This is a genomic window from Aerosakkonema funiforme FACHB-1375 (genome assembly GCF_014696265.1).
GTDB classification, from domain to species: Bacteria; Cyanobacteriota; Cyanobacteriia; order Cyanobacteriales; family Aerosakkonemataceae; genus Aerosakkonema; species Aerosakkonema funiforme_A.
In genome coordinates, this window is sequence record NZ_JACJPW010000003.1 from 76363 (window position 1) to 89898 (window position 13536).

Here is a 13536-nt window from a genome sequence, read left to right on the forward strand (position 1 = left end):
TGAGAACCTATCGAATCGGTTCGCCCTGACGGAACTGTCCTGAAAATTGCTCGCCGTTGGGATATTTAATTGTTCCTCTGCCATGAGGTCGCCCACCGCGAACTTCTCCCCGATAGCTGCCTCCCTTTGCGTCTGTGCAAGTTCCTCTACCATCGAGATCGCTGTTGAAGAACTCTCCTTGACAGCGCGTACCATCCTTAGATACGTACAATCCCAGTCCATTAGGTTGGCCTAAAATGAACTGTCCCTGATAGCGATCGCCACTCGTATAGGTGATTGTCCCTCTACCGTGAAACTGACCGTCCCGGAACTGTCCATCGTAGCGAGTGCCATCAGAGAATACAAATGCCCCGCTACCATTAGGCTTTCCGTTGCGGAACTGTCCCTGGTAGCGGTTATCGTTACTGTAGATGAATTCTCCCCTTCCATTCGGCTGGCCATTGAGGAACTGTCCCTGGTAGCGGTCTCCATTACCGAAAACAAACACCCCTATGCCATTCGGCACACCATTGCGAAACTCTCCTCTGTAGGTATCTTTGTCAGTTCCAGTCCCACCGTATACGCATACCCCTCTACCGTTGAGAGTCAGAGAATTAGGTTGAAACGAGCCTTGACAGTAGGTGCCATCTGCAAATGTTACCACCTGTCCCTGTGATGGGAGCGGATGAATAATGTTAGCGCCAATTTCTAAACAAGATGCGGTTAATACTATAATTCCTATTTTCTGAATTGAGCCAAACATGGGTCAACTGTCTCCTATTTATGCCTGCATCTCACTGTTTGAACAGGCCACTTACTCATTTGCTTATGTCTCAATTATTAGCTAAAAGTTTTTTCTTACCCTTACTTAGCATAAAAATCTTTTTTGGAGCAATTGGCCCAAAAATAAGAGCCACTCAGCCAACCTTAACAAAAATAAATTTATCTTAAAATAAATTAATTTAAACAGAGTTTCCTTAAGCTCAAGACTTATGCAGCAAGCATCTGAGGTCGATCGCCAAACACAGTCCGAGGCTGCAAGCTTTGTCAGGAGCCCTGTCTGAGCCGCCCAGACCGTTACATCTGCGTTCCCAGATGCAAATGCCTAAGTCCTCAAGCCGTAGGATGAAGCGCATTTTTCTGTAAAATGCTCTATGAGATTTAGCCGAGCCAATATAAAGATCTATGAATTCAGCCTAAACTAGGCAGCAGTTCAACAGGTTGATATTTACGAATCGTGCTTCTCCCCACTCGCGGTATTGAAGCCACCGCTTTCCAAGACCGGAGTCAATGCGCCCGATTCTTTATGGCAGTGGCAGTGATTTTGGCATTCGAGATTAAGTAGAGACTGAGGTTAGGTATTGAGGTTGACCATGAGATTTCGCGGTTTAATCGTTGCATTCCTGGCATTGTGCTTGTGCGTGCTAACTGCTTGCAGTGAAGGTTCGGCAACTGCTACCAGCACCGAGCAATTGACTTACGACGATATCAGGGGTACAGGTCTGGCAAATAACTGTCCGCAGTTACAAGAAACGACTCGCGGTGCCATTCCCCTTAATGCCGGTGAGTCTTATGTAATTAAAAATCTGTGCTTACAACCGACAACTTTCTTCGTGAAGGAAGAGCCCGCCAACAAACGGCAAGAAGCTGAATTTGTTCCTGGCAAGTTGTTGACGCGGTACACATCCAGCATTGACCAAGTACAGGGGCCACTGAAAGTAAATGAGGATGGTAGCCTGACTTTTTATGAAAAGGACGGTTTAGACTTCCAAGCCATCACGGTACAACTGCCAGGAGGCGAAAGAGTACCTTTCCTGTTTACGATCAAAAGCTTAGTAGCCACAACCCAGCCGGGTGCGGAAAGTATTAATACCTCCACGGATTTTGAAGGTGAATTTAGAGTTCCCTCCTATCGCGGTGCGACCTTCCTAGACCCGAAAGGTCGCGGCACGGCGACTGGGTATGACAACGCAGTCGCTCTCCCAGCCTCAAGCGATGCTGAAGAGCTGACTCGTACCAACGTTAAGCGTACTGAAGTCAAAAAGGGTAGAATTTCCTTGCAAGTAGCGAAGGTAGATAGCGCTACGGGTGAAATTGCTGGCACTTTTGAGAGCGAACAGCCCTCAGACACTGATTTGGGAGCCGCCGAAGCCAAGGAAGTGAAGATTCGCGGTCTGTTTTACGCTCGTCTGGAACAGTCGCCGGCGTAAATTCACACATCAAGCCCCAATATTTTAAAGGGTCTTGACGATCCGATCGCAAAAAAAGGGCGCATTGCGCCCTTTTTTTCCCTACTCCAGTTTGTTGTCGGTCAAAACACAGCCAAAAATTTCAGTAGAAATGAGGTTGTATGCTTGGGTTAAATATCACTACTCTGTAAAGAGTGACTTCAGCATCGCGGCAAAACAGGTAGCCGCTTAAAGCTATCAGTAACTCCAAAACAAAATATATTTGGGGCTTTATTTGGTTAAGCTTTATGTTCGGGTTGCCTGTGGCTAGTTCTAGGCCATGCAAGAGGCGATCTCACCGCTTAGCCGATCGCAGATCACAGCTTCTTCACTGCCAAGTAAGTAAGACTGAGTTGGGCGTATCCTGGCTTCTTGTATCTACCCCACGAACTCCACCATGTCTACGACTCTATCTCATAGTTTGAAAAATGATAGCTTGCAGCTGTTGCGAGAATACCAAAAATCGCGATCGGCTGCTGTCCGCAACGAGTTGGTCAAACTGAATTTCGGATTGGTCAGAAAAGAAGCGCATTACTGGAGCAATCAATGCTCGGAAAGCTACGAAGACTTGCTCCAAGTGGGCTGCTTGGGTTTAATCCGAGCTATTGAACGGTTTGAAATCTGCAAAGGTCATGCCTTTAGCTCTTTCGCCCTTCCCTATATTCGAGGTGAGATTCAACACTATTTACGCGATAGAGGCTCATCTGTTCGCATTCCGCGACGCTGGCTGACGCTGCAACGGCAGGCTCAAACAGTAACGCGGGAACTCCAAGAGGATCTCCATCGGCAGCCAACCGATGCGGAAGTGGCAGCAGCGCTGGGAATTTCCGCACCAGAATGGCAGGAAATTAAATTGGCTTGTCAAAATCGTGCGCCTCTGAGTCTGGATACACCGATGGGAGATGAGGAAGAGGGTTCCACTTGTCTGGGAGAACTCGTTCCCGATCCTCGCTATCGCAGTTTTCAGTTAGCGCAAGAAGACCAGATTCGCCTGCAACAAGCTCTGGTTCAACTGGAAAAACGCACGCGAGAAATATTAGAATTTGTTTTCCTACAGGATTTAACTCAAAAAGAAGTTGCAGAACGCTTGGATATCAGCGTGGTAACAGTGTCCCGTCGTGTCAAAAAGGGGCTGGACTCGCTCAAGCAGTTGATGGGAGGAAGCAACGACTGAAGTCAAGTTCTTTCCATCAAGTCGATCGTACTTACTCGGTGGCAGCGACATTTTCTAGGAGTCAAAGTTAAGAGCAGTAGGTATTTTCCCATAACGGAAATAACCTACCACTCGGAAATACTTGCAAGTTTTTGATAACAAAACTCTTAACTCCAGCTGTACTTTTAAGATATAAATGTACCAGGCACGCGCTTTGTGTCCGGCGATCGGATGAGCCGGCCTTTTTGGCAGATGCAGGTAAAGCTTTTGGGAGACTGGCAATGCGTCAAGTTTCGTTCCTTACCTTTGTAGCGACGCTGGCTCTTTTGACGGGCGGATGTAATTTTTTTGGTGGCGGAGGTGGTGAAAGTAGTACTTCTCCTACGCCAACTACTAGCTCACCAGCCGCCCAGTCACCGACTCCGGAGTCTTTTCAAAGTCCGTTGGTAGAGCAGCAAAATAAACCAACGCCAGCTGCGGTACAAAAATCCACTATTGCAGCAGCAACTACTCCAGAATTGATTCCACCCACCGACCCGGATAAGCGCAGGGCAGAGGTGGAAAAGGAAAAAGCTCAAGCAGCAAAAGACCCGTTTGGTTTGCTTCCCATTCCGCCATCTCCAACTCCAGAGGTAGGTACAAACGCTCCCAGCGCTCCTACAACACCGCCTCAAGCAAGTGTGCCTCAAGTACCGCAAGTGCCAATCGCACAACCGCCGAAGTTGAACGTAAGTGACCAGGCTACCACCAGAGGAGTTCCTCAACTACCCGATGTGTCAGTAGCACAACCGCCTGCACTGACTGTTCCTCGCACAGTTAACGGAAATGTCAATGGTAATGTTAATGGTGTATCTGGAGTATCAGGTGGCGGAGCGCCAACAAAACGAACTACGGTACAACCACAACGCCGCAACCCAGAGTATACAGACGGACTGGGCAAACTGCCGAAACCCCCTGCATCCACGGTCAGCACGATCGCAAGACAACCGCAACGCACTCCAGTAACGGCGACCGGAGTCTCTAAAGCCCCAAAACCCACTCAACAGGTGGCAAGAGCAGTAGCGCAGCAACCGAAGCGACAACCAACTAAAGCGATCGCCAAAGTACCTCAACGTCGTCCCGCCGCCAGCAATGCGATCGCCAGAGCGCCACAGCGCCCGCAACAGCCAGCCAGCACAGTAGCGCGGCAACCGCAACGCACGCCACAACCAGCAAGAACGGTGGCAACAGCGCCGCAACGTCGTCCCGCCGCTAGCAATGCGATCGCCAGAGTGCCACAGCGCCCGCAACAGCCAGCCAGCACAGTAGCGCGGCAACCGCAACGCACGCCACAACCAGCAAGAACGGTGGCAAAAGCGCCGCAACGTCGTCCCGCCGCCAGCAATGCGATCGCCAGAGCGCCACAACGCCCGCAACAGCCAGCCAGCACAGTAGCGCGGCAACCGCAACGCACGCCACAACCAACGAGAACGGTGGCGAAAGCGCCGCAACGTCGCCCCGCCGCCAGCAATGCGATCGCCAGAGCGCCACAGCGTCCGCAACAGCGACCCAACACAGTAGCGCGACAACCGCAACGCAGTCGGCCAGCAGCTAACAGCACGGTAGCGCGACAACCGCAACGCAGTCGGCCAGCAGCTAGCAGCACGGTAGCGCGACAACCGCAACGCAGTCCGCAACTAGCTAGCAGTGCAGTAGCAGCAGCACCCGCAACAGGAAATCGACAAAATACAGCTCAGGCTACTCCATCTCCGGTTGCTCCCAATACTCCTAATGCCACGCCTAGTACTCCGGCGATAATTGCGCCACCTCAACCACCCGAAATCCCCGTACTGCCGACTCCTCCAGACCCAGTTTTGGCCAAAGGAGTTGAAGTTTCGGGGGTGATAGTCATCGGTAATGAGCCGACAGCGATCGTGAAAGCACCGAATGAAGCGACAAGCCGCTACGTCAAAGCTGGGCAGCGGTTATCAAACGGGCAGGTGTTGGTCAAACGCATTGACGTAGGCGAAGGATCTGAGCCGATCGTGATTCTGGAGCAAAACGGAGTGGAAATCTCCAAAGCAGTAGGCGAAAGACCGCCGACGGCTGCACCAGCGGGAGGACAACCGGGGGCACAACCGACTGCTCCTGCTCCACAACCGCAGGCTACTCCTCCAGCAACTACGGTCTGAGTACTGCTAGAGCGCGATCGACTCTAGAAAAACCTTACCTTTTTCGCCCTCTTCCCTCGTGGGGAAGGGGGTGCTATTTCTCGCCTCTGCTTTTCTCGTAGGGATGTTTTGTTGCAATATATATAGAACGTGCAAATGATGAAAATGGCTGGAGAAAATCAGAGATATCAAGTTGAATTTCCTAGAATGCCGCTAGCGGTGTATCGAGAGTTAGCAACTCATCTGCGTCAGGTGGAAGGGGTGCAAACAAGTCCGATCCCGCAACAGTCTCAGGAATTCGATTACGATCGCTCTCAAGTGGGGAGTCTGTGGATTGAGTATTCAGAAACTGTTGACGATGTATCTCGCCAACGAGTAGAGCAGATTTTACAGTATTATCGGGAACGTTACGGCACAAGGTAATGAAGAATTTTAAATTTTAGATTTTAGATTTTAGATTTGAATTCAATTTGAAATCTAAAATTTGAAATTTCCCCATTACCAATCACCAATTACTAATTACTAATTACTAAATCATGGGTACAATTCAAGCTTTACGGGGAACGCGGGATATTCTGCCAGAAGAAGTTGTGTACTGGCAGTGGGTAGAATCCGTTGCACGAGATATTCTCAGTAGATCGGCTTATCAGGAAATTCGGACTCCTATTTTTGAGGCAACGGCGTTATTTGAACGTGGCATTGGCGAAGCTACGGATATAGTCGGTAAGGAAATGTACACCTTCATGAGTCGGGGGGAGGACAAGTATTCAATCACCCTGCGTCCGGAAGGTACGGCTGGTGCAGTGCGATCGTATATTCAAAATGGTATGCACGCTCAGGGAGGGGTACAGCGCCTTTGGTATACAGGGCCGATGTTTCGCTACGAACGCCCCCAAGCTGGGCGTCAGCGGCAGTTTCACCAGATCGGCGTTGAGGTGTTGGGTAGTTCCGATGCGAGGGCGGATGCAGAGGTAATTGCGATCGCTACCGATATCCTGCAAACTCTCGGATTGCAAAATCTCCGCTTGGATATTAATTCGGTGGGCAATCCTACTGACAGGCAGCAGTATAGACAAGCACTGATTGATTACTTCACTCCTTACAGTTCCGAGTTAGATGCAGATTCGCAAACTCGTCTAACTCGCAATCCTCTAAGAATTCTGGATAGTAAAGATAAGCGAACTCAGGAAATTGCTCAGAATGCTCCTAGTATATTAGATTACCTGGGCGTGGATTCTAAACAGCATTTTGACCAAGTATTGCAGCTATTAACAGATTTGGGGATTTCCTATCAGTTGAATCCTCGATTGGTGCGGGGATTGGATTACTATACTCACACCGCTTTTGAGATTATTTCTGATGATTTGGGCGCACAAGCTACGGTTTGCGGTGGTGGTAGATATGATGGTTTAGTAGCAGAATTAGGTGGGCCAGATACACCTGCTGTGGGTTGGGCGATCGGTTTGGAAAGATTGACTATTTTGCTGCAAAAAATGCAACAAGCACCGAAAAAAACGCTAGATTTTTATGTGGTTTCTAGAGGAGAAAAAGCAGAGGCGCAAGCGTTATTGTTAGCGCAGAAATTGCGGCGAATTGGATTTAGTTTGGAATTAGATTTGAGCGGAAGTGCGTTTAAAAAGCAATTCGCACGTGCTGATAAGAGTGGTGCTGTTGCTTGCTTGATTTTAGGCGATGAAGAAGCTGAAAATCAAACGGTGAAATTAAAGTGGATGGCGACAAAAGAACAGCAGACGCTTTCTCAAAAAGATTTACTTGGCAAGACGGACGAGTGGCGACGCCAAATAGATATGCTTAAAACGCAGTAGTAAGGATACAAGCATTTGTCAACAGTGCTAATAAAATTCGCTCTAGGCTAAGTGATTCAATGGAGAGGTTAGGTAAGTATTTTGCAATTTCCATGTGCAAAATTTGTGTTCTTTTAGTTGTCTCTCGGACATATTTCCCTCATTAAAATTTGGCGGGTGATTTTTCAGGGGATTCATTTTAATTGCTGTCGTTGCTAGGCTAATTCATTCCCAGGTTTTTGGTCTATCGTTTGTTTAGCACTCCAGTCTTGAATGGTAGGTGGATGCGATATTTTCACCTGGAGTAACAGGCTCCAGATATTAAAAACTAAATCGTCGGGGTAAATTGGTTTTAATAAATACGCCTCAACCCCTACTTGCATATATTGGTCAAGACTTTTTGTTGGACAGGTTGAAGTAACCAGGATGGGAATAGATTTGCCATTGGCTATTGCCAAATACTTCAATCGCTGCATCAAAGGATCGACACGCTCACCCTTAAAGTTGATTTCCGATATCATCATATCGGGTACAAGCCAATCCAGAAGGCTTAATGCTTGTTCGATCGAGCTAGCGCTCGTCACTTTTGCACCCAATTCTTCAAGTAAGATACTATACAAGTATCTACTGTCATAATCGTTATCCACAACTAGGATTTGGACATCTTTGAGTATTCCGAGGTGGGCAGAAAATTTTCTAATTACATCCATCTTAAGTACCTGAATTAAAACATCTATTTAAACTTGGTAATTAGCAAACTTTTAATCCAAGTTTATAAATCATTGGATGTTTGCTAATCACATTTAATTCAGTAGATAGCCAATTTAGCCAAGCATAATTTTTAGATTAGAGCTTTGCTAAATTGACATTTATTGATAACAGTAACTACAACGCCAGTAAATTCCTTCCCAACGGATGTGGCGAAGTAAAACTGTGGCACAACAAGGGCAAAGATGTCGGTCTCGGCTAAGACCGAGTGTTGTGGATATAAATCGTTGGCTAGGCTCAGAAACTAAATGTCTTGTGAGTAACATGGAATGGAAATCTAAAAGGTTGATTTTAGAATTTGAGTTGATTTGATGGCAACCAATCCAAGCCGGACAAGGCGAAAGAAAGATTTTTTTTCTGTTTCCTTCCGTTATCTAAATCTCTCGCTTTAGACTGGAAGCCGATGCGATCGAATAAAAAACGCGATCGCTCTACTGAAGACCACCGATAAGGTAGTCAAAATAAACACTAACTTCGTTAGCATCTTCTCCAGACAGCATGGAAGTAGTAACATTCTTCATGGCACGGACGCTTTCGGCAACAGCATCAGTCGGTGTACCGAGAGAGTTATACATCTGGCGCACCCCAATCAGCCCAATTTCTTGCAAAGGGGTTGTTTCTCCAGCTACCACACTGTAAAGGACTAAGCGCAGGTAGTAATCCATATCCCGCAGGCAAGTCGCTGTCATCGCCTCGCCGTAGGCATTGCCACCCGGAGAAACAATGCTGGGGCGTAGTTGGAATAACTGCTTTGCAGCTAGCTGAACAATGCGTTCCCGGCTTCCCGTTATCGCTTGGGCAAGGCGGAGACGACGTTCACCGCCTCTGAAAAATTTCTGGATCTGCTCGATGTCTCCAGGGGTGAGATAGCGACACTCGGCATCTGCATTTTCGATTAATTTTTTGATAATACTCATCAACAAAATTCTCCTTAAAAATCTAAATCAAGGTTGGTCTGAAACGAATCCATTGACGTTTAGCCGTCAGCGATTTATTCAAATGCAACTCTTCGTTACTCTTGAAGTGTGACAGGTGAGTGTTTGATTTCTTGTATGATTTGATTAATTACAAGATTATCTCCAAAAATATTTTTTTACTTCCTGAGTAAAATAAATACTACAAAAAAATCCAAGGTGTAATGAACGGTTTTAATTGCTGAAACCGTTGCTTTGCTTACCTTTGATATTATGTATCCTGCTATACAGATTTTTTGGTGAATGCGATAGACCAGAAACCAAGATTTTTTAATAAACCTGGTTTCTGGAGTTTATTTCCAGAAAATTTAATCTATAATTCAATCCTGAAACTTGTTAGTTCTAAAGCTGATTTCGCTAGCACTTACGTATTGGCAATTTAGCCCTAAAACGCAGCTACGCAAGTATTTTTCGGGAATGGCAAGAATTTTCAGGCTAGTGTGGGTAGTTTACTGCCATTCTCTGTCTTCAAGCTCGTTCTGAGGTAGCAATAAGGTGGCTTCAATTTCCTGCCGAGTCGCCGCCGTGACTTCGCAATTGCTATGCAGGCAATCGAGAAGCAGTTGATTGGCATCGTAGTAGCGTTGTAGAACTTGTTGTTGCTCGGTGCTAAACTCCCAGGTGCGGCTAGTATTTCGATAGTTAACGATCGTTGTCCTTAACTGTTCCACCCAGGCGGAATAGTGTTCTTGCCACCAGTCCTGAAACCGTTCTCGGCTTTGAGAAGCAGGTGGGAGTCGATCCCTGATTTGTTGCAGGGATTTATAGAATCCGGCATCGAGAACCATCACCAGAATATTGTTAATTGCCTCGCTACAAGCATTGGTATAAGCTAACTCTTGAGAGCCTTCGCTGGCCAACTGCTGGAGCAAATTATCCAACGCCGCATCTAAAAACATACCCTGGTCGAGAGTGCTGGCTAAAGTAAACTGAGCAGCTGTATGAGGTGACTGGGCAAGGGCAAGGTAAAAAGCTCTGGTGGTGGCAATTTTGGGTTGAGTTGGGACGGTGCGAGATTTTTGGCTAGCCCAGAGCAAAAATTCTTGTAGATAAGGGTCTTGAGCAACTAAACCATCAATTTGTTGCTTCATCAATTGTACTAGAGAGTCTGCACTTCGCAGCATGGCAACTGTCAAGAGGAAGATTTCGCGCCAGTGAGGGTCTGTGATATGGCTGACGAGTCCTCCCAAAGCTTGCTCTAATCCTTGCAGGTTATGACTGGCAACGATTTGGCGGGCGGTGAAGTATTCGTGAAACACTAGATAGGAGAAAGAAAAGATGCCTCTCGCCCGTTCGGTGAGTAGCCCATGTTGAGTTTCGATCGCTTTTAGTACCGCTTCACTTTCGAGTTGCAGTTCCTCTGCTTCCAGGTTTATTTCGGACAAATTCCGCAGATAGTCCCCAATATACTGCTCTATAATGCGTTGCTCGAAAAAATATTGCCCTTTTTCAAAGGTAACTGCGGCCAACTGGCTCAGCAACCTCAGCTTTTGAGGTAATAAAAACCCTTGGTAAACCTTATCCCGTTCCACTCCTTTGGCTTCGTCCCATTTGCCTAGAAGCAAATCCAGTCCTTGCTTATAAAACTCAGACCGCTTGGTGGGAAATTTATCTTGTCCGTGAAACACCCAACAAGCTAGATGCAAAAATAGGGGCGTGACAATCAGCTGGCGAAAGTGCCAATTTTCCGGTAAGTCCAACTTTTCAATAAACTGAACCGATTGTGCTTGCCCAGATTGACGGTTGGTTTTAGTGAATGTCACAAACCATTTTTGGGCGAAGGTAACGATTTGATCTTGGGTAAAGGGGGCAATTTCCACATCGGTAAAGCCTCGAAACTGGAGCTTTTTGGCGGCGGTGCGACAGGATACCACAAACTGATTTTTGTGATATTTGTCGGAAAACTTGCGAATTTCTCGTTGAACTGCGCTGCTGTCTTGGTTGAGTACTTCATCCATCCCATCCAGCAATAATAGGACTCTACCAGCTTGCAGCAAGGTTTCGATCGCAGATGGGTTGTAAATACCAGAGTTGATAAACGCCTGACGGAGGTAATTTAAGAGGCGAAAGTTGCCATTATCCCTGGATTCTTCGGCAAAATCTCTCAAGGTGATGAAAATGGGCACTTGATGGGCGGCAAACTCGCCCCGGTTACACTGAATGGCGAGATGCTTCAAAAAGGTGGTTTTGCCAACACCTGGTTTACCCAGTACTCGAAGTTTGGAGTATGTTTCAACTGCCTGCATCCCCGGTATTTGTTTTTGGTTTATTTCTCCCAAACCAATGCGATCGAATGCGGCTGGGCCTAAGTTTGGCAAATTACTGATATCAAACCACTGTTGGCTGGCAATTTCTTGCAAAATATTGACATCAACATAGATATCATCAATTTTGACCGGACGATTAATGTCTAATAGCTGCAAGATACCGCACTGGTATTGAATTTTATCCCGCCGTTGTGAGCGTACTTGCTGTACCAGGGTATCAATGTTTGGGGCGGAAGTTTCTGTCAACTCTCGCGGTTCGGAAAATTCTACTGGCGGATCGATCGCAATCTCTCGCCAATCTAAGTCTAATATGGCACAAATATTTAGAAAAACTTGGCGATCGACGGGTTTACCCGTAAAAAATCGCCATATTGGTTGTCTAGTCTTTAAATTTACTTCCCCTGCCAGGTTTTCCTGCGTCCACCCTTTGAGGGCAAAGGCTCGCTTAGCCTGTTGAATTCCCAGCGGTGATGCTTTGAGCGATCGCTTGGCCATGACACAAGACTCCAAGTCTTAAAATCAATAACGTGTTTGCTACTAAGCTCCTGTTGAACGGCTATCATCAACGACCCCCTACAATTCTCAATCTCGTCTACAGTTTACCGATTCTTGCGGGTTTATGGTGAAAAATGTTTTTCTATGTTATAAATAAGTTTTGTTCTGTTAAGGATGAGTATGATTGTGAGTTAAGGTAGGGGTAAATGCAGGTTAGTTAATTATTGCTTAAAAGCCCTCTAGTATTATTGGCGCAAACCACCCTAAGATTATATCGGTTGTTATTATCATTATTTTGACAGGCAAGCTAAATGACAAACAAAATCTAGACACTAACTATAAAAAAGGTGTTTTTCGACATATAAAAAATCCAGATATAGGTGAAATCAAATTGTTAAGATAACCGGAAAAATTCCTTCAAAATTAACTTCATAACAAATGCTTTACAGATTCCTAGTCGATCGCTCTCCAAAACGCATATTTCCTTAGAAGTAGATACAATATTCAAATATACGCTTCTGGTATAATCTTTTTCACCGTGACCCCACCTACCAAAGTTACCCCAGGGCAGCCTCTCACTTCTTTACAAAAATCAGGTCTAGAATGGGTCGTTCGCCTGCATGGGGGGAGAGATGTTGTACTCGCGATCGACCTCACAGAAAGTGTAGGCTTAAATGATGAAGGTCGCAATCGCCTGCGTCAGATTGTCCAAGATAGCCTGCATCCCGGCGATTCTGTTTACGTCGTTCCTTTCGCCACTACCACAAATCCCCTACCGCCGCCGATTGAATTTAGCGGTAAAAAAGAAGATATTGATAAAATTTTGCAAGTTGTACCGCTAGAACGCGATCCCAATGTTCGCAATACAGATATTCAACAAGCTGAATTAACTATATATCAAAATCTTGCCCAAGTCAATCAAGACCGCCTGCAAGAAAATCAGCCAATTAAACCGCAATCAGTTGTTTGGATTACGGATGCACCTCTTTTTAGTAACGGGTGGATTGAAACGCCTGCTGAAAGTCCTTTTCGGCAAGAAAATTCTCTAGAAAGTCAACAACGGCAAGAGTGGATTAAAGCTTTGCCAATGCAGGCTCGCAAATTAGCAATTAGAACTAATGATAACAAAGAATATAACTTGACAGTTGTCGATATTCCTCCCACCGTTCAGGAGTTATGTACTCCCGCACCTGGAGGGAAAGAAACTTGTTTAGTTACGCCTTATTTGATTAAACAGTTGTGGCTACCTGCGTTAATTTCAGCGATAGTATTTATTGCCTTAGTAATGGCGGGAATCAAATTTTATCGCTTGCAACGGAAGTGGGAATTAATTGTAGATTTTACGGCGACGGAAAAAGAAGAAGACCAAAAGTGTTATTTAGCGCACAACAAACGAATTGCTATTGGTGAGTATGATTCTACTTGTGTTGATTCCATTGACACTCCAGGGCCAGAAGTGAGAGGATATTTAGAACGGAAAGGTGAGAAACTTTACTTAGTCCCCACTGGTGATGCACCAATTTATTATAACGGTCGGGAAATTACCGTGCGAACTCTTATTACTGGATATCGGATGAGGCTGAATTGTCCAGATCCGAAAAAGCGTCGGGATTACGAGGTAGTTATTAAAGTGAGAAAATAGGAGAAAAAAGGATGAGATGAGTATACCGATAGCGGATTATGATAATAGTTGGAAACAAGCGATACGTGCTAACGC

11 protein-coding genes are annotated in these 13536 nt (G+C 46.1%); 6 read left to right on the top strand and 5 right to left on the bottom strand.

Features of this window, described 5'->3' with window-relative positions; genetic code table 11:
• Positions 1-7: 7 nt before the first annotated feature.
• Positions 8-742: an MORN repeat-containing protein gene (locus H6G03_RS02030; RefSeq protein WP_190461556.1), complete on the bottom strand. Its 735-nt coding sequence runs from the start codon at positions 740-742 to the stop codon at positions 8-10.
• A 610-nt stretch (positions 743-1352) separates the two neighbouring features.
• Here H6G03_RS02030 and psbO point away from each other — a divergent pair.
• The gene (gene psbO / locus H6G03_RS02035) at positions 1353-2189 is read left to right on the top strand and encodes a photosystem II manganese-stabilizing polypeptide (protein ID WP_190461558.1); all 837 of its coding nucleotides are present in this window, start codon (positions 1353-1355) and stop codon (positions 2187-2189) included.
• A 415-nt stretch (positions 2190-2604) separates the two neighbouring features.
• Positions 2605-3381, top strand: a complete 777-nt coding sequence (locus tag H6G03_RS02040) for an RNA polymerase sigma factor SigF (RefSeq protein WP_190461560.1) — start codon at positions 2605-2607, stop codon at positions 3379-3381.
• Between the two features lie 54 nt (positions 3382-3435).
• Here H6G03_RS02040 and H6G03_RS37480 read toward each other — a convergent pair whose 3' ends face one another.
• Complete coding sequence (locus tag H6G03_RS37480) at positions 3436-3642, bottom strand: hypothetical protein (protein ID WP_191056808.1); 207 nt, start codon at positions 3640-3642, stop codon at positions 3436-3438.
• On the opposite strand from H6G03_RS37480, the gene H6G03_RS02045 reads away from it, so the two are divergent.
• From H6G03_RS02045 to hisS, 3 genes are all read left to right on the top strand, one after another.
• Positions 3642-5531, top strand: a complete 1890-nt coding sequence (locus H6G03_RS02045) for a hypothetical protein (RefSeq protein WP_190461562.1) — start codon at positions 3642-3644, stop codon at positions 5529-5531. The genes H6G03_RS37480 and H6G03_RS02045 overlap by 1 nt on opposite strands.
• Before the next feature lie 138 nt (positions 5532-5669).
• Complete coding sequence (locus H6G03_RS02050) at positions 5670-5933, top strand: hypothetical protein (protein ID WP_190461663.1); 264 nt, start codon at positions 5670-5672, stop codon at positions 5931-5933.
• 113 nt (positions 5934-6046) lie between these two features.
• A complete protein-coding gene (gene hisS / locus H6G03_RS02055; protein WP_190461564.1) occupies positions 6047-7336 on the top strand; it encodes a histidine--tRNA ligase in 1290 nt (429 codons plus the stop codon).
• A 194-nt stretch (positions 7337-7530) separates the two neighbouring features.
• Here the strand turns inward: hisS and H6G03_RS02060 are convergent, their stop codons facing one another.
• The 3 genes from H6G03_RS02060 to H6G03_RS02070 form a co-directional block, all read right to left on the bottom strand.
• Entirely contained in the window at positions 7531-8025 is a 495-nt protein-coding gene (locus H6G03_RS02060; protein WP_190461566.1) for a response regulator, read from the bottom strand.
• Positions 8026-8514: 489 nt separating this feature from the next.
• A complete protein-coding gene (locus H6G03_RS02065) occupies positions 8515-9000 on the bottom strand; it encodes a globin family protein (RefSeq protein ID WP_190461568.1) in 486 nt (161 codons plus the stop codon).
• Between the two features lie 506 nt (positions 9001-9506).
• Positions 9507-11819, bottom strand: coding sequence for an NACHT domain-containing protein (locus H6G03_RS02070; RefSeq protein WP_190461570.1), 2313 nt, complete (start codon positions 11817-11819; stop codon positions 9507-9509).
• A gap of 538 nt (positions 11820-12357) precedes the next feature.
• Between H6G03_RS02070 and H6G03_RS02075 the strand changes: the two genes are divergently transcribed.
• The gene (locus H6G03_RS02075; RefSeq protein ID WP_190461573.1) at positions 12358-13461 is read left to right on the top strand and encodes a vWA domain-containing protein; all 1104 of its coding nucleotides are present in this window, start codon (positions 12358-12360) and stop codon (positions 13459-13461) included.
• Positions 13462-13536 lie beyond the last annotated feature (75 nt).

Bases quoted from the DNA above. Each gene is read 5' to 3' on its own strand.
- H6G03_RS02050 (WP_190461663.1), top strand. From the start codon at position 5,670: ATGAAAATGGCTGGAGAAAATCAGAGATATCAAGTTGAATTTCCTAGA.
- H6G03_RS02070 (WP_190461570.1), bottom strand. From the start codon at position 11,819: ATGGCCAAGCGATCGCTCAAAGCATCACCGCTGGGAATTCAACAGGCT.
- H6G03_RS02060 (WP_190461566.1), bottom strand. From the start codon at position 8,025: ATGGATGTAATTAGAAAATTTTCTGCCCACCTCGGAATACTCAAAGAT.
- psbO (WP_190461558.1), top strand. From the start codon at position 1,353: ATGAGATTTCGCGGTTTAATCGTTGCATTCCTGGCATTGTGCTTGTGC.
- H6G03_RS02040 (WP_190461560.1), top strand. From the start codon at position 2,605: ATGTCTACGACTCTATCTCATAGTTTGAAAAATGATAGCTTGCAGCTG.
- H6G03_RS02030 (WP_190461556.1), bottom strand. From the start codon at position 742: ATGTTTGGCTCAATTCAGAAAATAGGAATTATAGTATTAACCGCATCT.
- H6G03_RS02045 (WP_190461562.1), top strand. From the start codon at position 3,642: ATGCGTCAAGTTTCGTTCCTTACCTTTGTAGCGACGCTGGCTCTTTTG.
- H6G03_RS02065 (WP_190461568.1), bottom strand. From the start codon at position 9,000: ATGAGTATTATCAAAAAATTAATCGAAAATGCAGATGCCGAGTGTCGC.
- hisS (WP_190461564.1), top strand. From the start codon at position 6,047: ATGGGTACAATTCAAGCTTTACGGGGAACGCGGGATATTCTGCCAGAA.